The organism is Micromonospora sp. WMMD712 (assembly GCF_029581295.1).
GTDB lineage: Bacteria > Actinomycetota > Actinomycetes > Mycobacteriales > Micromonosporaceae > Micromonospora > Micromonospora carbonacea.
Genome location: NZ_CP120743.1, coordinates 911,937 through 931,472 on the forward strand (window position 1 = coordinate 911,937; position 19,536 = coordinate 931,472).

Sequence of the window (19,536 nt, forward strand, 5' to 3'; positions counted from 1 at the left end):
TCCCGGCTACAGGTCGATGTCGATGGTGGTCGGGGCGGCGGCCACCGGGGCCGGCGCGCCGGTCAGCTCGCCGACCGGGCGGCCCGGGTCGGCCAGCACGGCGTCGAGCAGGTCGAGGTACAGGTCGGCGAACGCGCGCACGGTCTGCGGCAGGAACAGCCCGGCGTGGTACGCCCAGTGCACGGTCAGCCCGTCGGGCCGCTCGTAGACCTGCATGTCCAGGTCGAACATGGCCTGCCCGGTCGGGGCGACGGCCAGCTCCACCGGCCGGCCGAGGAACTCGACGCGGGCCACCTCGGCGTGCTGCATCGCGAACAGGGTGTCGAACAGCGGGTGCCGGTGCGGGTCGCGCACCGGCAGCACCGCCTCGACCAGGCTGTCGAACGGGAAGTCCTGGTGGGCGAAGGCGTCCACCGCGTCCCGGGCCACCTCGGCCAGCAGCGCCCGGAACGGCACGTCGGGGCGGACCCGGTGGCGCAGGCAGACGGTGTTGACGAACATGCCCATGGTGGCGTCCAGCCCGGGTGCGCCCCGCCCGGCCACCGGCGTGCCGACGGTCACGTCGACGCCGTCGGCCCCGCCGGGGCCGCCCGTGGCGGCGGCGAGGAACGTCGCGTAGCCGGCGAGCAGCAGGTGGAACAGGGTGACGCCCTCGCGGCGGGCCAGCGCGCGCAGCGCGGCGGTGCGGGCGGCGTCCACGGAGAACTCCACGACACCGGCGGCGGCGGTCGACGGGCCGCCCGCGTCGGGCCCCGCGACCCGCTCGGCGTCGGTGGGCAGGCGCGGCGGCGTGGGCGGGTCGGCGAACCGGGCCAGCCACCAGTCGCGCCCCGGCGGCTCCTGCGCGTGCGTCCACACCGCGTAGTCGGCGTACTGGGCGGGCACGGGCGGCAGGTCGCGGCCGGCGTAGCGGGCGTCGACCTCGCGCAGCAGCAGGGCCAGGGAGAGCCCGTCGGTGACGATGTGGTGCAGCTCCAGGGCCAGCGCCGCCCCGGCCGGGGTGCGCCGCAGCTCGGCGCGCAGCAGCGGCGGGGCGGCCAGGTCGAACGGGGTCACCGAAACCGGCTCGTCGGCGGCGCGGGCCACCTCGGGCAGCTCGCACACCACGCCGGGCAGCACCCGCTGCACCGGCCGGCCCGCCTCGGTGCCGAACGCGGTGCGCAGGATGTCGTGCCGGGCCACCACGTGCCGCAGCGCCTGGCCCAGCCGGGCGGCGTCGGTGTCGGCGGGCAGCGGCAGCAGCAGCGGCAGGTGGTAGGCCACCGAGGCGGGGTCGCGGGACTGGGCCAGGAACACCCGCCGCTGCTGCGGCGACAGCGGGTACGCCCGCGCGGCGGCGGCCCGGGGCAGCGGCGCGGCGGCGCGGGCCTGGCGCACCTCGGCGGCGAGGGCGGCCACGGTCGGGTGGCGCAGCACGGCGGCCGGCGACACGGCCACGCCGAAGACCCGCTGCGCCTCCACGGCCAGCGCGACGGCGGCCAGGGAGTCCCCGCCGGCGGCGTAGAAGTCGTCGAGCACGCCGAGCTTGGGCAGCCCCAGCACCCCCTCCCACACCCGCACGAGCTGCCGTTCGGTGTCGTCGCCCGGCGGCTGGTACGCCCCGTACCGGTCGTCGGGGGCGACCAGGTCGGCCGGATCGAGCGAGTCGACCTGGACGATGTGCCGGGGCAGCTCCCCGTCGGGCAGCTCCCGCGCGAGCTGCCCGCGCAGCGCCAGCGGGTCGAGGTGGTCGTCGGCGACGACGTACACGCAGCCGTCCTTGACGGCGACCCGGTCGACCTGCGGCCAGAGCCGGGCGAGGGTGTCCACGTCGGGGGTCATCGGGCGGCTCCGATCGCCTCGGCCAGCCCGCGCACGGTCTGGTGCACGTACAGGTGGCGCGGGGTGAGGTCGGCGAGGCCCTGGTCGCGCAGCTCGTTGAGCAGCCGCAGGGCCAGCAGCGAGTTGCCGCCCAGGTCGAAGAAGTTGTCCTCCGGCCCGACCTCCGCGCCGAGGACCCGCTGCCACACCGCCCGGATCCGCTCGTCCAACGTGGCGTCGGCGGCGGGCGCGGGGGCCGGCGCGGGCGGCTCGGCCGGGGCGGGCAGCCGGGCGGCGTCGAGCTTGCCGTTGCCGGTCAGGGGCAGGGCGGGCAGCGCGGTGACCGTCGCCGGGACCATGTAGTCGGGCAGCATCCGGGCCGCGCGGCGGCGCACCCCGGCGAGCGCGGCGGCGGTCGCGGCGGCTGCGCTGCCGGCCGCTTCGGCTTCGGCTTCGGCTTCGGCTTCGGCTTCGGCGGCAGGCTCGGCGGTGCCGGCGGCGGGGCCGGCGAGCACGACGTAGGCGTGCAGCCGGGTGTCGGCGGACTCCGCGCCGGTCCGCACCACCACGGCCACGGCCAGCACCCCCGGGTCGTCCAGCAGCACCTGGCGGATCTCGTCCAGCTCGATGCGGTAGCCGCGCACCTTCACCTGGTCGTCGAGGCGGCCCAGGTGCTCCAGCCGCCCGTCGGGCAGCAGCCGGCCCCGGTCGCCGCTGCGGTACATCCGCCCGCCCGCCCACGGGTCGGGCCGGAACCGCTGCGCGGTCAGCTCGGGGCGGTGCAGGTAGCCGTCGGCCACCCCCGCGCCGCCGACGTGGATCTCCCCCGCCGCGCCGGGTGGCAGCAGCCGGCCGTCCGGGTCGAGCACGTAGACCCACCAGCCGGGCAGGGCGCGGCCCACCGACCGGCTGCCGGCCAGCGCCAGCCCCCGGTCGAGGGTCTGCGCGGTGACGTGCACCGTGGTCTCGGTGATGCCGAACATGTTCACCACCCGGCACTCCCGCTCCGGGTGCCGGTCGAACCAGCCGGTGAGCATCCGGGCGTCCAGCGGCTCGCCGCCGAAGACGACAAGCCGCACGGCGAGCCGGTCGGCGGCGCGCCGGTCGACGTCGAGGAGCTGCGCGAACGCCGACGGGGTCTGGTTGAGCACGGTCACCCGCTCGGTGGCCAGCAGCGCGTGGAACTCCTGCGGGGACCGGGTGACCAGGTGCGGGACGACCACCAGGTGCCCGCCGGTGAGCAGGCAGCCCCAGATCTCCCACACGGAGAAGTCGAAGGCGCTGGAGTGGAACATCGTCCACACGTCGGCCGGGCCGAGCCCGAAGTCCCCGGCGGTGGCGTCCACGAGGGCGAGCACGTTGCGGTGCGGGACGCACACCCCCTTGGGCCGGCCCGTGGAGCCGGAGGTGTAGATGACGTACGCGGTGTCGTCGGGCCCGCCCGCCGCCGGCTCCTCCCCCGCCGCGTCGTCCGGCCCGGCGGTCAACCCGTCCGGGTCGATCCCGCCACCGCCGACGAGGAGTGCGACGCCGGAGTCCTCGACGGTGTAGCGGATCCGCTCGGCCGGGTACGCCGGGTCGACCGGCACGTACGCGGCCCCCGCCCGCAGCACGCCGAGCAGCACCGCGATCAGGTCGACCGACCGGTCCAGGCAGACGCCCACCCGGTCACCGGGGGCCACCCCACGCGCGGCGAGGGCGCGGGCCACCCGCGTGGCGCGGGCGTCCAGTTGCGCGTACGTCAGCCGCTGGCCGGCGCAGGACACGGCCGGCGCGTCGGGTCGCCGCCGGGCGTGCCGGGCGACGCGGCCGGCGATGGTGTCGACCGCCGGGGGCGGCCCTCCGGGGCCCCGGCCGAGGGCGACGACTGCGGCCCGCTCGGCGGCGTCGAACAGGTCGTGACCGGCAAGCGGGCGGTCCGGGTCGGCGAGGACCTGCCCGAGCACCCGCACGACCTGGCGGGCGAACGCCGCGACCAGGTCGGACGCCCACCCGGCGGTGCGGTGGTGGCAGGTCAGCGTGGTGCCGGCCAGCGCCAGCGTCAGCGGCCAGAGCGGGGCCAGGCAGGGCCGGTACGCGTCGGCTGGGCTGGTCGCGTCGAGCACGCCGGCCTCGACGTCGAGGAGCCCGGCGGGCGGCGCGCCGCCGGGGGCCGGCCAGGGCAGTCCGGTCGCGGCGGCGGTGGCGAGCAGGTCGCGGGCCCCGCCGTCGACCGGCACCCCGACGACGGCCAGCCGCTCGTCGACGACCGCGCCGACCCGGGCCCGGCGCACGCCCCGGTACCGGGCCAGCACCGCGCCGACGGCCGCGACGAGGGCGGTCAGGTCGGTCCCGGCCGGCACGGCGACGGTGTGCGCGGCGGGGCGGTCCGGCCCGGGGTCGCCGCGCAGCCAGCCGGTGTCCCCGGCGTCGTCGTCGGTGGGGGCAACGTCGACGACGACGGCGGGGGCGGCCGTGTTCGGTGCGCCGCCGGCGTCCGACCCGCCGCTTCCGGCGGTGGTCGGGTGGGCGGCGGCCGTGGGGGGCGCGGGCCGACCCGGCGCGACGAGCTGACCCGGGACGACGACCGGGATCGCCGGGGCGGCCGGGTCGGTCAGCTCGGCCAGCAGGGCGCCGAGGCGGTGCCGGCCCACGGCGTGCCGGCGGGCGACCAGCACCAGGTCGTCCCCGCCCTCGTGGCGCAGCAGCACCGCCCGCAGGTCCGGGCCGCCGACCGGCAGCGGCCGGGCCAGCTCGGCGTCGCGGCGGCGCGCGGCGAGCCCCGCCGGCACCCGCTCCACCCACAGCCGCCCGCCGGCCAGGCCGTGCCGCCGGGTGAGCACGGCGTACGCCTCGGGGAGGCCGTCGGCGTCGGCGTCGGGGGCGACCCGGGCGCTCGCGGCGTGGCAGAACCGGGCCGCCTCGGTCGGGTGGGGGGTGTGTGGGGCGCTCATCGGGTGGTGAACCCTCCGTCGACGGTGATGACCGAGCCAGTGACCTGCGCGGACTCGTCCGAGGCGAGCCAGAGCGCCGCCTGGGCCACCGCGCCGGGCTCGATCAGCGCGTTCATCGGCTGGGCCTGCACGAACGTCTCCTCGTGCTCGGCGACCGGCACCTCCAGCGACCGGGCGATCTCGGCGAGCATCCGGCCCTCGACGTGCGGGTCGTCGCGCACCGAGCCGGGGCACAGCGCGTTGACCCGCACCCGCAGCGGGGCGTAGTCGAGCGCGGCGGCCCGGGTCAGCCCGACCAGGCCGTGCTTGGCGGCGACGTACCCGGCGAAGTGCCGGTAGCCGACCAGCCCGGCGGTGGACGCGACGTTGACGATGCTGCCGGCGCGCTGGCGGCACATCACCTCGCCGACCGCGCTGATCATCCGCCACGGCCCGGACAGGTCGACGTCCAGCATGAGCTGCCACTCGGCCTCGGTGATCTCGTGCGTCGGCTTGCCCGACGGCGCGGCGATGCCGGCGTTGTTGACCAGCACGTCGACCCGGCCGAAGCGCGCCACCGCAAGCGCGACGGCGGCCCGGACGGCGGCCAGGTCCCGCACGTCGGCCTCGACCGGGTACGCGGCCACCCCGTACCCGGCGCACAGGTCGGCGGTGTGCGCGAGCTGGCTCGCCGAGCCCAGCGGGTACGGCACGCCGGGCAGGTCGCCGGCCAGGTCGACGAGGACCACGTCGGCGCCCTGGGCGGCGAACGTCACCGCGCAGGCGCGGCCCAGCCCCCGGGCGGCCCCGGTGACGATGGCGGTCTTGCCGGCCAGCCGGTCGCCGGTGACCACCGGTGCGGGGCGGGTCGGCGCGTCGGTCATCGGGCCAGCTCCGCGCCGACCAGGTCGAGCACGGCAGCCGGGGAGTCGGCCAGGTACATGTGGCCGCCGGGCAGCCGCCGCACGGCGAAGGTGGCCGAGGTGACCCGCCCCCAGCCGGCGAGCGCCTCGTCGGCGACGAGCGTGTCGTCCGCCCCCCGAAGGGCGGTGACCGGCACGTCGACGCGCTTCTCCCCCGCCGGCCGGTACGCCTCGTGCAGCTCCACGTCGGCGCGCAGCACCGGCAGCAACAGCTCCCGCATGTCGGGGTCGGCCAGCGCCGGGTGGGTGTAACCGGCGAACTCCTCCACCCGGGCGACGAACTCGTCGTCGGGCAGCCCGGCGGCGGTACGCTCGCGCCCCGACCACGGGTCCGGGGAACCGCTGACAAACAGGTGGGTGACGGCCACCCCGGCGGCCCCGGTGAGCCGGCGGGTCATCTCGTAGGCGAGCACCGCGCCCATGCTGTGCCCGAACAGGGCCACCCGGTCGCGGCCGGCGACCAGTTCGAGGACCTCGTCGAGCAGCCCGTCGACGGCCTGCTCCAGGCGGCGGTAGGGCTCCTCGACGAACCGCTTCTCCCGCCCCGGCAGCGACACCGGGACGACGTCCAGCTCGGGCGGGGCGACGCGCCGCCACGGTTGGTACACCGACGGGCCCGCGCCGGCGTACGGGAAGCAGAGCAGTGTCGTGCGGGTCAAGACGGCTCCTTGCCGGTCAGGGCGGTCCGGACGGCGCGCAGCAGCCCGGCGTCGGCCCGGGCGAGCAGGTCGTGCCCGCCGGGAACGGTCAGCGTGGTGCAGCCGGCGGTGGTCAGGTCGGCCCAGGCCGCCGCGTCCACCGCCGACACGTGCGGGTCGGCGTCGCCGACGACGACGGTGACCGGGGTGGCCACCGGTTCGGCGTCGCGCAGCCGGTAGCTGCGGCCCAGCTCGAAGTCGGCGCGGGCCGCCGGCAGCGCCGCGGCGGCCAGGTCCGGGTGCCCGGCCACCGCCGGGGGCATGGTGCCCAGCGCGACCAACTCGGCGAGGAACGCGGCGTCGTCCAGGGTGGAGTAGTCCGGTTCGACGCCGCTGCGGTGCGGCGGCACCGCCGAGGAGACCACCAGCGCGTCGGCGGGCCGGTGGCCGCGTCGGGCCAGCCGCCGGACCAGTTCGAACGCCACGTACGCGCCGAGGCAGTCGCCGTAGACGGCGTACGGGCGGTCGAGGTGGGGGGCGAGCGCCGCCTCCAGGGCCTGCACCAGCGGGGTCATCCGGCGCGGGGCGGCCTCGGCGGCGCGTTCCCGCCGCCCCGGGTACTGCACGGCGTTGACCTCGACCGACCGGGGCAGCCCGGTGCGCCAGCTCTCGAACGCGCCCGCGTTGCCGCCGGCGTAGGGCAGGCAGAACAGCCGCAGCGCGGGGCGGGGCACCGGCGCGCGGACCACCAGCCACGGGTCGTGGTCAGCCATCGCGGGCCACCCGCTCCACCAGCGCCCCGAAGTCGGGCAGGTCGGCGAACTCGGCCAGGGTCAGCCCGGTGCCGTACCGCTGGCGCAGCGTGCGGACCAGGCGCAGCGCCCGCAGCGAGTCCCCGCCGGCGGCGGCGAACGTGGTGGCGGCCGAACGCGGCGTCACCCCGAGGACGTCGCGCCACGCCCCGGCGACCCGCGCCGACCAGCGGGACCGGGCGTCGGTGGGCGTCGGGTCTGCCGGCGGCCCGGCGGGCGGCAGCGCGGCGGTCGGCTCGGTGGCCAGCAGCCGGGTGAAGGTCGCGGCGAGCCGGTCGGCCCAGTCCGTGTCGAAGCGGCGGCCGTCGTACTGGAGGGCGAGGACGAGCCGGCCGGTGTCGGGGACCACCGCCACGTCGACGGCGAGGCTGAACCCGACGTCGACCGTGGTCACCCGGCTGGCCACGACGCGGGGGCCGGCGCGGTCGTCGGCGTGGAAGTGGGTGTAGTTGAAGAAGCTGTCGAAGCGGGGCCCCGCCCCGCCGGCCCGGACGATCTCGGCCAGCGGGAACCGGTGGTGGCCCATCAGGGACCGTTCGGCGTGCCAGGCGTCCCCGGCCAGCTCGGCCAGCGGTCGGCCGCGCAGGGTCGCCGTGACCGGCAGGGTGTTGAGGAACAGGCCGAGGGTGGCGTCGCTGCCCGCGCCCTCGGGCCGGCCGCCGACGACCAGGCCGGAGACCACGTCGTCGCGGCCGGCGGTCTCGCCGAGCGCCCGCAGGTGCACCGCCAGCAGGTACGACTTCACCGGCACCCCGGCCGCGCGGGCCGCCCCGGCGACCCGGTCGGTGACGTCGTCGTCCAGCGGCACCGGCCGGGTGACGGTGATCCGGGGGCCGGGCCCGCCGAGCAGCAGCGGGGCCGCCGCGCCGGGGCCGTCGAGCCAGAACCGGCGGGTGGCCGGGTCGGCGAGGGCGGCCCGCTCGGCGGCGACGTGGTGGTACGGCGGCAGGGCCGCCGGAGCGGGTGGGGCGGGTCGGCCCGCGCGCCGCCGCTCGTGGTCGGCCAGCAGGGCGCGCAGGAACAGGTCGAGGCTCCAGCCGTCGAGGACGGCGTGGTGCTCGGCGACGACGAGGGTGAACCCGTCGACGCCCTCGTCGACGGCGTGCAGCCGGACCAGCGGCGGGCGTTCCCAGTCGAACGGGCGGGCCCGCTCGGCGGCGACCAGCGCGTCGACGTGGGCCGCGCGGGCGGCCGGGTCGGCGTCGGGCAGCGCGTCGACCGGCACGTCGGCGGGCGCGTCGGCGTGCACCAGTTGCAGCGGCTCGGCGTACCCGTCGAGGGCGAAGCCGGTGCGCAGCACCGGGTGCGCGGCCACCAGCGCGGCGAACGCGGCGCGCAGCGCGGCCGGGTCCAGCGGCGCGTCGACGCGGTGCGCGGTGACGTTGTGGTACATCGCCGGGTCGCCGGTCAGCTCGCAGTGGTAGACCATGCCCTGTTGCAGGGCGGTCATCGGGTACGCGTCGGCCACCGACGCGGGCAGCCGGTCCCGGTCGGCGGGGGTCAGGAGGGTGTCCGCGCCCCGCTCGGGCCGCCCGGCGGCGGGCCCGGTGGACCGGCCGCCGTCGACCGGCCGCACCCCGTCGGCCGGCGGCGCGGCGGCCGGCAGCGCCCCGGCGGTCGGCGACGTCTCGGCGGCGTCCGGGTCGGCGAGGGTGATCTCGCCGTGGGTGACCAGTTCCCGGATGGACTGGTGCGCGAAGATGTCCCGCAGCCGGAACGACAGGCCCCGCCGGGCGGCGGCGACCTGCATCTGGATGCTGCGGATCGAGTCGCCGCCGAGGGCGAAGAAGCTGTCGGTCACGCCGACGGTCTCCAGGCCGAGCACCTCCCGCCACGCCTCGGCGAGGATCTCCTCGGCCCGGTTGGCGGGGGCGACGCCCGGGCCGGCGGCGCGGCGGCCCCGCTCGGGGGCGGGCAGGGCGGCGCGGTCCAGCTTGCCGTTGCCGGTCAGCGGCAGCGCGTCGAGCACCACCACGGCCGCGGGGACCAGGTGCGCCGGCAGCCGCTCGGGCAGCCAGGCGGCGAGGCGGGCGTCCAGCGGCTCGCCGTCGGCCGGGGCGGCGGTCACCGCGGGGCGGGGGTCGTCGGCGTACTCGGGGCGCACCGCGTGCAGGGTGTACCGGTCGGTGCCCTCGAGCAGGTCGTCCTGTCGGGTGACGACGGTGAAGCCGCGTGCCTCGAAGAAGTCGATCAGCTCGTCGAGGCGGCCCTCGGTGGCGGTGCCGACGCCGTCGTGCACCTCCATCGCCACCTGCGCGACCAACGGCCAGTGGTCCTCCCGGATTCCGGCGAGGACGTCGGCCTCGGCCCGCTGCACGTCGATCTTGAGCAGGTCGATGCGGTCGGGGGCCACCTCGTCGATCACGTCGGACAGCGGCCGGACGGCCACGCTGAGCCGGTCCGGCGCGAAGCGCTCCGTCAGCAGCTCGTCGACCCGGTCGAGCAGGGCGTCCCGGTCGGCCTCGCCCCGGTCCCGCTCGTTGGTCAGGAAGCGGCGGATGACGGCCTGTTCGGCGGCCGGGTCGGCGTACGCGGCGTGGCCGGACATCATCGCGTAGCCGGGATAGTAGGTGAAGTCGACCTCGCCGGGCGCCGCCGCGAGCCCGTGCGGGTGCACGGTGGCGGGCACGCCGAAGGCGGCCACGTTGCGGCGCAGCGCCTCGACCACCGACGGCACCGGCTCGAACGCGTGGAGCGTGGCGTCCGGGCAGACGGCGTGCACGAACAGCGAGAACATGCCGATGTTCGCGCCGACGTCGAAGACCGTCGCCCCGGCCCGCAGCGCCACCCCGTCGCGCAGGTAGACCTGCTGGCGGAAGATCTCGTCGTACAGGTAGCGGGTCTCGTGCGGGTTGATGCCCACGACCCGGTCCACGTCGACCGCCGGCGGGCCCCCGGCGGGCGTCACGTACGCGACGAGCCGCGCGCCGTGCCCGTCGTCGTCGCGGGCCACCACCGCCGCGTCGCCCACCCCGGGGTGCTCGCGCAGGACGGCGGCGACCTCCCCCGGCTCGATCCGGAAGCCGTTGACCTTGACCTGGTCGTCGAGCCGGCCCAGGTAGGTCAGCCGCCCCCGCGCGTCGAAGCGCACCCGGTCGCCGGTGCGGTAGACCCGCTCGACGCGGCCCGACGGCAGCGCCGCCGGCACGAACCGGCGGGCGGTGGCCTCCGGGTCGCCGAGGTAGCCGTCGGCGAGCTGCGGGCCGGTCAGGCACAGCTCCCCGGCCACCCCGGGCGGCACCGGGCGGAGCTGGCCGTCGAGCACCCACGCCCCGGTGCCCGGCAGCGGGCGGCCGATCGTCGGCGGGTCACCGGCGGTGATCTCGGCGCTGGTGGCGTCCACCGTGGCCTCGGTCGGGCCGTACAGGTTGACCGCGCGCACCCCCGGCAGGGCCGCCACGGCGTCCCACAGGTCCGCCGGCACCGGCTCGCCGCCGAGCAGCAGCACCCCCGGCAGCCGGGCCCGGCCGGCGGTCACCCCGTCGGCGGCGAGCAGGATGCGCAGCTGCGACGGGGTCAGGTCCAGCACGTCGACGCGGTGCGCGGCGAGCAGGCCGGCCAGCTCGGCCCCGTCGCGGCGGGCCTCCTCCGGCACCAGGTAGAGGCCGCGGCCGTGCCCGAGCTGGACGAGCTGCTTGACGGAGGCGTCGAAGGTCAGCGGGGCGTTGACCGCCACCCGCGTCCCGGCCGGGGCGTTCGGGTAGACGACGCGTTCCAGGGCGTGCGCCAGGTGGGCGGCGCTGCCGTGCGAGACCAGCACCGGGCGCGGCGTGCCGGTCGACCCCGAGGTGAAGATGACGTACGCCGGGTCGGTCGGCCGCGTCTCGGGCAGCGCGGCGGTGGCGGCGGTGGCGGCCAGCTCGGCGACGGGCGCGTGCGGCACGCCCGCCACGGGCCGGTCGCCGAGGACCAGGCCGGCGTCGACCGCGCGGGCCAGCTCGGCGAGGCGACGCGGGGGCGCGGCCGGGTCCAGCGGCACGAACACCGCGCCGGCGCGCAGCACGCCGAGGAACGCCACCACCGTGTCCCGGGAGCGGGTGGCCAGCACGCCGACCCGCCGGCCGCCGTGCAGGCCGCGCTCGACCAGGCCGGCGGCCACCCCGTCGGCGAGCCGGCGCAGCTCGCCGAAGGTGTACGCCCCGTCGGCGGCGACCACCGCCTCGGCGTCCGGGTCGGCGGCGGCCAGCCCACCGTCGAGCAGTTCGGCGAGGGTCAGCGTCGGCGCGTCGGACGCCGGCCCGGCCGCCTCGACCAGCCAGCGCGTCTCCGCCCCGCCGAGCAGGGCCAGCGGGGCCCCGTCGGTCAGCGCGGCGGGCAGCGTGCCGAGCACGGCGAGCAGGCCCTCGTGCAGCTGCCGCCCGCCGGTCACCCGCAGGGTCACCGTGCCGGCGTCGAGCAGGGCGGCCAGGTGCGGCCCGCCGACCGGCGGCGGGGCGCTCACCCGCACGTCGGTGGCCCCGAGGGCAGCCAGGGTCGCCGGGTCGACGGCCGGCACGGCGGCGAAGCCGGCCACCGCCGCGGAGTCGACGCCCACCGGCTCCAGCAGGTGGAACGTCTCCTCGGCGGGGCGCTCCGCGCCGCGTACCTCGTCGAGGAGCTGTTTCGGCGCGGCCGGCAGCGGCAGGCGCAGCCGCACCGGCGCGTAGCCGCCCAGCGGCCCAACCACGGCGGCGGTGCCGTCGGCGTGCCGGCCGTCGCTCCAGCGGGCCAGCACCAGCTCGGCGTCGTCGGCCCCGGCGGGCGGCTCGGCCCGGCGGGACAGGGCCAGCGCCCAGGCGGCCAGCAGCAGGCTGGGCACCGTCACCCCGGCCGCGTCGGCGGCGGCGGCCAGCGGGCCCAGCGGCAGCTCGGCCACCGACTCCTCGGCCGCGTCGTCGCCGTGCGGGGTGACCAGCCGGGCGGCCGGCAGGGCGGGGGCCGCCGGCTCGCCGGCCTGCTGCCGCTCGTCGAACTGCCACTCGGTGACGTCGAGGAACTGGAGGGCGTCCGGGTCGTCGGCGAGGGACCCGCCCGCGTACGCGGTCGCCAGGTCGGCCAGCACCAGCCGCAGGCTCGCCGGGTCGGCGACCAGCGGGGCGGCGGCCAGCTCCAGGGCGTCGTCGGTGAGGGTCACGGACACCTCGCCGGCCGCGCCGACGGTCACCGAGCGGGCGTCGTCGACGTCCTGCAACGGCACCCGCAGGCCGGGGTGGTGCACCAGGGTCAGCCGCAGCGCCTCGTGCCGGGCGACCACCGCGTCGACGGCGGCCTGGAGGCGGGCGGCGTCCAGCGGGCGGTCGAGCCGGACCCGGGCCCGCACGAGTTCCCGCGCCCCGGTGTAGGCGAGCCGCTGGACCGGGGAGAGTCGGTAGCCGTTCACACCACGCTCCGGTTGACGTAGAGGTCGGACATGGCGACGAGGATCTGCCGGTCGCCGGAGAAGGGCTCCCGCCCGTGGGTGGCGAGGAAGTTGTCCACCACCAGCACGTCGCCGCGCTGCCACGGCACCGACACGGCGTGCTCCCGGTAGAGGTCCCGGATGCCGGCGACCACCTCGTCGTCGATCGGGCTGCCGTCACCGTGGTACGCGTTGCGCGGCAGCCCCTCGGGGCCGTACTCGCGCAGCAGCGCGGCGGACACCTCGGCCGGCAGGTTGGAGCTGTGGAACAGGTGGGCGTGGTTGAACCAGAACGTCTCGCCGGTGCGCGGGTGGGTGGCCACGGCCTGCCGGCGGGCCCGGGTGCGCAGCCCGTCGCCGCCGAGCCAGGTGAACTCGGTCGCCGACGCCGCGCAGTAGGCCTCCACCTCCGCCCGGTCGACCGTCTGGAACGCCTCCTGCCACGGCAGGTCCAGGTGCGGGCCGTAGTTGCGCACGTAGCACACCCCGTCACGGGTGAACCGCTCGCGCACCTGCGCCGGGATCCGGGGGGTCACCACCCGCTCGCTGGCCAGCGGGGTGGCCCCGCCGCTGCCGGTGGCCGGCTGGGCGCACCAGAAGTAGAGGTGGGTCGGCCAGTTGTGCGAGTAGGACATCTCGTGGTGCAGCGGGATCCACTGCTCGGCGTTGAACTCGGTGGAGGTGAACACCCGGTCGGCGACCTCGGTGCGCGGCGCGGCCCGCTCCAGGTAGCCGAGCAGGTCCGGGGTGACCGCGCGGGCCGCCCGGCTGAAGTCGTCGGCGGTGGCCACCTCGAAGCCGCGGAACAGCACCGCGCCGTGGGCGTCCAGGTCGCGCAGCAGCTCGTCGCGGCGGCCGGCGAGCCAGCCGGCGAGGTCGAGGTCGGCCACCGCGGCCTCGACCAGCAGCACGAAGGAGTCGTCGACCAGCACCCGGCGGGTGACCGGCGCGGCGGCCGGCGCGGCCCCGCGCCGACGCGGCCCCGGCCCGCTCACGACCGGCCCCCGGCGGTCGCCGCCAGCTCGGGCGCGGTGACCGGGTCGGACATGGCGGTGAGGATGCGCCGGGGCGGGGTGAACGGCTCCCGGGCGTGCGCGGCGAGCATGTTCTCCACCAGCAGCACGTCGCCGCGCCGCCACGGGAACGACCGGGTCTCCGCCGCGTACGCGGCCCGCAGCTCGGCGAGCACGTCCGCGCCGATCGGCGTGCCGTCGCCGTACGCGGTCTGGTAGGGCAGGTCCTCCTCGGCCAGCGCCCGGCGCAGCCCCGCGCTGACCTCGTCGGGCAGCGAGGTGACGTGGAAGAACAGCGCGTGGTTGAACCAGGTGCGCTCCCCCGTCACCGGGTGCTCGCGCACGGCGGGCCGGACCTGCCGGGTGCGCAGCTGCTCCTCGCCCACCCACTGCGCCTCGATGCGCGCGCGGGCGCAGTATGCCTCGACCTCGGCGCGGCTGTCGGTCTGGAACGCCGTCTGCCAGGACAGGCTGATCCCCGGCAGGTAGTTGCGCTGGTAGCACACGCCGCCACGGCGCTCGAAGCCGGCGACGGTCTCGGGGCGCAGCCGGGCCAGCACCCGCCGGCTGTCGGCCAGCGGCGTCCGCCCGCCCGCGGCGGGCTCGGTCTCGCAGAAGAACACGATCCGCAGCGGCCAGTTCAGCGTGTACGACTGCTCGTTGTGCAACACGATCGGCTGGTCGGCGGGGTGCTCGGTGGAGGTGTAGACGCCCTCGGTGACCTCGCTGCGCGGCGAGGACCGCTCGCCGTAGCTGAGCACGTCGCCGGAGAGGGCGGCCATCGCGGCCCGGAAGTCGGCGGGGCCGGTCACGGCGAAGCCCCGCAGCAGCACGGCGGCGTGCCGGCGGGCCAGCTCGTCGACGGTGTCCCGGTTGCCGGCCAGCCAGGCCGCCAGGTCCAGGTCCGGCACGGTGGCCTCGACCAGGGCCGGCAGCGGGCCGTCCGGCCAGTCGGGGCGTACGTCGACCAGGGAGCGGTCGCGCCGACGGCGTCCGATGGCCGACGCCACCCGGCTCTGCTCAGTCATCTCTCGTTCCCCCAGGGGTCGGCGACACACTCGGCGAGGCTGCGCATGGGGTCGGCCGCCGCCCGGCGGAGGACCCCGACGAAGTCGTGGTGCCACGCCTGCGCGCGGGCACCGTCGAACAGGTCGGTGCGGTAGGTCCAGAGCGCCTCCAGGTCGCCCCGGCGCTCGTCGAGCCAGCAGGTGAGGTCCAGCCGGGCGGCGTCCGGCGCGAGTTCCACGCCCGCCAGGTCGAGCCCCTGGGCGCCGTGCCAGGTGGCCGCCGGGGCGTTCTGCACGCCGAAGGCCACCTGCACCAGCGGGTTGCGGTGCGGGTGGCGGGCCGGGCGCAGCCGCTCCACCACCGCGTCGAACGGCACGCCCTGCCGCTCGCCGGCGAACAGGGCGGCGGCGCGGGCCTCGGCGAGCAGGTCGGCGAAACCGCGCTGCGGGGCGGGGCGCAACCGCAGCGGCATCGTGTTGACGAAGCAGCCGACGCTGTCCTCGGCCGCGACGCCGGTGCGCCCGGCGAACGCGGTGCCGACGAGCAGGTCGGTGCGCCCGGTGCGCGCGCCGAGCAGGGCGGCGAACGCGGCCAGCCCGACCATGTAGAGGCTGGCCCGGTGGGCGCGGGCGAGCCGCCGCACGGCGTCGGCGTCGGCGGCGTCCACGGTCCTGCGCAGGCTGGCCCCCTGGGGGCGGTCGGCGGCGCGCGGGGCCGGCGCGGGCGGGCCGGCGGGGCCGGTCGGAGACGATGTGGGGGCGGGTCGAGGCGACGTGGGGGCGGGCGCGGTCACCGGGGCGGCCAGGTCGAGCAGGGTGGGCGCGTCGCGCAGTCCGGCGGCCACCTCCTCCAGGGCGCGGCGGCCGGCGGGGCCGGCCAGCCACTCCCGCTGGGCCAGCGCGAACGCCGCCGGCCCCGGCACGGGGCGCGCCGGCCACGGTGGGCGGGGCCGGGTGACCCGCACGGCGGCCTCCCGCTCGCTGTCGTAGCAGCGGCCGAGGTCGCGCACGAGCACGCTGAACGACCAGTCGTCGCAGACGATGTGGTGGGCCACCAGCAGCAGCGCGAAGCGCGGGCGGTCGTCGGCGACGAGGTGCGCGCGCAGCAGCGGCCCGGTGGCCAGGTCCATCGGCGTACGCGCGCTCGCGGCGGCCACCCCGGCGACCCGCTCCGCCAGCGGCACCCCCGGCACGGGCCGCTCCAGGAACAGCTCGACCTGCGGATCGTCGTGCACCCGCTGGACCGGGCCGGCGTCGGAGCTGGGGAACACGGTGCGCAGCGCGGGGTGCCGGGCGACGACCCGGCGCAGCGCCCGGGCCAGCGCCGCCCGGTCCACGACTCCGTGCAGCTCGACCACGTAGGACACCAGGTAGGAGGTGTCGGTCGGGTCGAGCTGGTGCAGGAACCACAGGCGGCGCTGCGCCGCCGACAGCGGGGCGGGCCCGTCGGCCACGGGCCCGCCGTCGGCGGCCGGGTCGGGGGCGGTCCGGGCGGCGGCCGGGTCTCCAACCGGCGGGGCGGCGGCCGGGGGCGACGAGGCGACGGCCGACGTGGCCAGGTGCGCGGCGAGGGCGGCCACGGTGGGATGGTCGAACAGCGCGGCCGGCGGCACCGGCACCCCGGTGACGGTGGCCAGCCGGGTCGCGCAGCGCAGGGCGAGCAGGGAGTCGCCGCCGAGGTCGAAGAAGTCGGCCTGCGGCCCGGCTACCGGCACGCCGAGCACGTCCCGCCAGACGGCGGCGACCTCCCGGGCGAGCTCGGCACCGGTGGGGTCGACGGCGGCGGCGACATCGGCGACAGGGACGGGTGCGGGGGCGGCGTCGGCCGGGGACGGCGCGTCGGCCGCCTCCCACCCGGGCGTCGGCAGGGCCGCCCGGTCCACCTTGCCGCTCGGGGTGGTCGGCATCCGGTCCAGCCACACCACCGTCGCCGGCACCAGCGGGGCGGGCAGCCGCTCGCGCAGCCGGGCCGGCACATCGTCGCGGCGCGCGCCGACCAGGTAGCCGACCAGGAGCGGGTCGCCGCTGGGCCCGGTGCGCACGGCCGCGGCGGCCTCCCGCACGCCGGGCACGTCGGCCAGGGCCTCCGCGACCTCGCCCAGCTCGATGCGGTAGCCGCGCAGCTTGACCTGGTCGTCGAGGCGGCCCAGGAACTCCAGTTGCCCGTCGGGGCGCAGCCGGACCCGGTCGCCGGTGCGGTACATCCGCTCGCCGGGGCGGAACGGGTCGCGGAGGAACCGGGCGGCGGTCTCCTCCGGTCGGTCGAGGTAGCCCCGGGCCAGGCCCGCGCCCGCCAGGTACAGCTCCCCCGGGGTGCCGGGCGGCACCGGCATGCCGTCGGCGGCCAGCACGTACGCGCGGGTGTGCGGCAGCGGCCGGCCGATCGGCGGGACGCCCCCGTCGGCGGTGACCTCCGCCCAGGTCGAGTAGGTGGTGTCCTCGGACGGGCCGTAGAGGTTGAGCAGCCGGCGCACCCCGGGGCGGGCCAGGACGCGGGCGGCGAGGGCCGCGGTCAGCGGCTCGCCGGCCAGGCAGACGGTGCGTACGCCGGCCGGCAGCGCGTCGGCGGCGAGCAGCTCGCTCATCGCCGAGGGGACGGTGTTGACCAGGGTGACCGGCAGCGCGGCGGCGTCGGGGCCGGCGAGGGCGAGGACGTTGTCGACCAGCAGCACCCGCCCGCCCCAGCACAGCGGGCCGAAGATCTCGAACACCGACAGGTCGAAGCAGACGCTGGTGGCGGCCAGCACGCCGCCCAGCTCCTGCGCGCAGAAGGCGGACCGGGTCCAGCCCATCAGCGCCGAGGCGGAGCGGTGCTCGATGGCCACGCCCTTGGGCCGGCCGGTGGAGCCGGAGGTGTAGATGACGTAGGCGAGCCCGGCGGGATCGGCGTCCACGTCGGGCCGGTCGGCGGGTGCCGCGCCCACGTCGAGGGTGTCCAGGGGAAGCGCGGCGCGGCCGAAGCGGTCGGCCAGGCCGGTGCGGGTGAGCACCAGCCGGGCGCCGGAGTCCTCGGTCATGAACGCCACCCGGGCGGGTGGGTACGCCGGGTCGAGGGGCACGTACGCCGCGCCGGCCTTGAGCACCGCCAGCAGGGCCACCACCAGGTCGGTGTCGCGGGGCAGGCAGACGCCGACCCGGTCCTGGCCGGCGACGCCGTGCGCCAGCAGGACCCGGGCGAGCCGGTTGGCCGCCTCGTCGAGTTGCCGGTAGGTCAGCGCCCGGTCGCCGGCGCGCACCGCCTCGGCGTCGGGGGTCCGGTCGGCCTGGGCCTCGACCAGGCGGTGCAGGCAGGCGCCGGTGAGTGGCACGCCGGGGACGCGGGGCGCACCGGCCCGGCGCACCGGCCCGGGCCGGGCGGAGATGGTCACTTCCGCCCGCGATTCGTCGTGCGCGTGCAGCAAAACACGGACGGCCCCCAAGATCGTAACGGTACGTGTGCCCTGGATGACCCTTCGGCAGGTCAGCACCCCAGAGCCCTCACGCTCTGCTACTTACAGCGATCGATCGCTTGCTCTCCGGTGAGAGATTCCACGAGCGCCGATGGGAATGCCAAGAGCCCTCCCGAAATGCGGGACACCAGTGGCGGATTTCGAACTAGCTGTTCCCGGGACCGCCTGAGCGGCGCGTCGGGCGAGAGGACCCTGAACAGGGCCGATGCCCCGGGCGGGCCGACAGCGGCCGGCCCCGACGGGCCCGTGGCTGTCGGGAAGCCGCCACGCCTTCCGAAGCGGCCCGGCCAGTCCCCGAAGCGGCCCGGTCAACCCCCGGAACGACCCGGCCACGCCCCGCGCGGCGGCGCGGCGGCGCGCCGCGCGACGGTGCCGCCGGCCACCGAGCCGCCAGGCCGGTGGCCGAACCGTCACGGGCCGTCAGGCCGGTGGCCGCCACTCGTCGGCGAGGACCGACCAGACGTCGATGTCGATCCGCCCGCGCGGCCCGGGGACCGCCTGGCGCAGCGTGCCGTCGCGGCGCATGCCCAGCCGGCGGGCCACGGCGATGCTGCGGGTGTTGCGCGGGTTCGTCCGCCACTCGACCCGGTGGACGCCCCGCTCCCGCACCGCCCAGTCGACGATCAGGCCGGCGGCGCGGGTGATCAGGCCCCGCCCCTGCGCGCCCGGCTCCAGCCAGCAGCCGGCCTCGCACACGCCCAGCGCGGTGTCGAACGAGACGAACATGACCCCGCCGACCAGCGTCGGCTGCCGCGGGGCCGGACCCGTGAGCCAGATGCCCCAGATCCCGCCGGCGTCGCGGGCCCACGCGTCGGCGTAGCGTTGCAGGACGGCCCGCGCGGACGCGAGGTCGGTGGCCACGAACGACGCACCCACCCAGGGCGCGATGTGCTCCCGGGCGCGGTCGAGGTGGTGGAGGAACTCCTCGGCCCGCCACGGCTCCAGCGGACGCAGCTCGGCGTCGGCGGTCAGGGGGCGAACGAACACCGGGCCTCCCGGGGACGCAGGGCGGACCGGTCCAGCAGACCATACCCGGGCGTGCGGACACACCCGGCCCGGCCGCAGGCGGCCGGCCGCCGGGAAACGAGGGGCGCGGCGGCGCTCGGGCCCTGAAGGCGCAGGCCCTCGGAGCGCAGGCGTCCGACGCCCGGGCCGCCGGGGCCGGGCGCGCGACGCGACGGGGTCAGTCGCGCAGGAGGTCGGCGTGGGCGGCGCGGAGCCGGGCCAGCGCCGGGTCGCCGGGGGCGACCCGGCGGTCGAGCTCGGCCCAGACCTCGGCGAGCGCCTCGGTGACGGCGCGCAGCTCGGCGGCGTGCCGCCGGCTGCTCTGCCGGTGGGACTCCTCCAGGCGGCGGGCCCAGCCCGCCGTCACGGTGGCAAGCCGGTCGGCGTCGGCCCGCGCCTGGGCCGCGGTGCGGGCGGCCGAGGCGGGCACGATCGCGGCGATCGGGCGCGGGTCGCCGTCGCGGGTGACCAGGGTGACCGTGTCGGTCAGCTCGGCCATCGCGATGAGCTGGGTCAGCCGGGTGCGGGTCTCGCGCAGCGACAGGGCACGCGGCGGGGTGGGCTCGTGAGCCAGTGCGGGAGCAGCCATGACTCCATACT

At 77.9% G+C, this 19,536-nt stretch carries 11 protein-coding genes; all 11 read right to left on the reverse strand.

The window, feature by feature from the left end; genetic code table 11:
- Window positions 1-6: 6 nt before the first annotated feature.
- Entirely contained in the window at window positions 7-1,821 is a 1,815-nt protein-coding gene (locus O7633_RS03665) for a condensation domain-containing protein (RefSeq protein ID WP_282326019.1), read from the reverse strand.
- A complete protein-coding gene (locus O7633_RS03670; protein ID WP_282326020.1) occupies window positions 1,818-4,733 on the reverse strand; it encodes an amino acid adenylation domain-containing protein in 2,916 nt (971 codons plus the stop codon). Before O7633_RS03670 ends, O7633_RS03665 begins: the two co-directional genes overlap by 4 nt.
- Window positions 4,730-5,596: an SDR family oxidoreductase gene (locus tag O7633_RS03675; protein ID WP_278135504.1), complete on the reverse strand. Its 867-nt coding sequence runs from the start codon at window positions 5,594-5,596 to the stop codon at window positions 4,730-4,732. Before O7633_RS03675 ends, O7633_RS03670 begins: the two co-directional genes overlap by 4 nt.
- Window positions 5,593-6,294 (reverse strand): alpha/beta fold hydrolase, encoded by a 702-nt coding sequence (locus tag O7633_RS03680; protein WP_282326022.1) that lies wholly within the window; start codon window positions 6,292-6,294, stop codon window positions 5,593-5,595. Before O7633_RS03680 ends, O7633_RS03675 begins: the two co-directional genes overlap by 4 nt.
- Window positions 6,291-7,046, reverse strand: a complete 756-nt coding sequence (locus O7633_RS03685; protein WP_278135507.1) for a thioesterase domain-containing protein — start codon at window positions 7,044-7,046, stop codon at window positions 6,291-6,293. Before O7633_RS03685 ends, O7633_RS03680 begins: the two co-directional genes overlap by 4 nt.
- A complete protein-coding gene (locus O7633_RS03690) occupies window positions 7,039-12,444 on the reverse strand; it encodes a non-ribosomal peptide synthetase (protein WP_282326024.1) in 5,406 nt (1,801 codons plus the stop codon). Before O7633_RS03690 ends, O7633_RS03685 begins: the two co-directional genes overlap by 8 nt.
- Window positions 12,441-13,457: a TauD/TfdA family dioxygenase gene (locus tag O7633_RS03695; protein ID WP_278135511.1), complete on the reverse strand. Its 1,017-nt coding sequence runs from the start codon at window positions 13,455-13,457 to the stop codon at window positions 12,441-12,443. The genes O7633_RS03690 and O7633_RS03695 overlap by 4 nt, the downstream gene beginning before the upstream one ends.
- Window positions 13,454-14,503 carry a TauD/TfdA family dioxygenase gene (locus O7633_RS03700; protein WP_278135513.1) on the reverse strand — a complete coding sequence of 350 codons (1,050 nt, stop codon included), beginning with the start codon at window positions 14,501-14,503 and terminating at the stop codon, window positions 13,454-13,456. Before O7633_RS03700 ends, O7633_RS03695 begins: the two co-directional genes overlap by 4 nt.
- On the reverse strand, window positions 14,500-17,850 hold the full coding sequence (locus tag O7633_RS03705; RefSeq protein ID WP_282326026.1) for an amino acid adenylation domain-containing protein: 3,351 nt from the start codon (window positions 17,848-17,850) through the stop codon (window positions 14,500-14,502). Before O7633_RS03705 ends, O7633_RS03700 begins: the two co-directional genes overlap by 4 nt.
- A gap of 501 nt (window positions 17,851-18,351) precedes the next feature.
- Entirely contained in the window at window positions 18,352-18,918 is a 567-nt protein-coding gene (locus tag O7633_RS03710; RefSeq protein WP_074479325.1) for a GNAT family protein, read from the reverse strand.
- Window positions 18,919-19,114: 196 nt separating this feature from the next.
- Window positions 19,115-19,525, reverse strand: coding sequence for a type II toxin-antitoxin system Phd/YefM family antitoxin (locus O7633_RS03715; protein ID WP_278135518.1), 411 nt, complete (start codon window positions 19,523-19,525; stop codon window positions 19,115-19,117).
- Window positions 19,526-19,536 lie beyond the last annotated feature (11 nt).

Bases quoted from the DNA above. Each gene is read 5' to 3' on its own strand.
- O7633_RS03665 (WP_282326019.1), bottom strand. From the start codon at position 1,821: ATGACCCCCGACGTGGACACCCTCGCCCGGCTCTGGCCGCAGGTCGAC.
- O7633_RS03670 (WP_282326020.1), bottom strand. From the start codon at position 4,733: ATGAGCGCCCCACACACCCCCCACCCGACCGAGGCGGCCCGGTTCTGC.
- O7633_RS03675 (WP_278135504.1), bottom strand. From the start codon at position 5,596: ATGACCGACGCGCCGACCCGCCCCGCACCGGTGGTCACCGGCGACCGG.
- O7633_RS03685 (WP_278135507.1), bottom strand. From the start codon at position 7,046: ATGGCTGACCACGACCCGTGGCTGGTGGTCCGCGCGCCGGTGCCCCGC.
- O7633_RS03700 (WP_278135513.1), bottom strand. From the start codon at position 14,503: ATGACTGAGCAGAGCCGGGTGGCGTCGGCCATCGGACGCCGTCGGCGC.
- O7633_RS03715 (WP_278135518.1), bottom strand. From the start codon at position 19,525: ATGGCTGCTCCCGCACTGGCTCACGAGCCCACCCCGCCGCGTGCCCTG.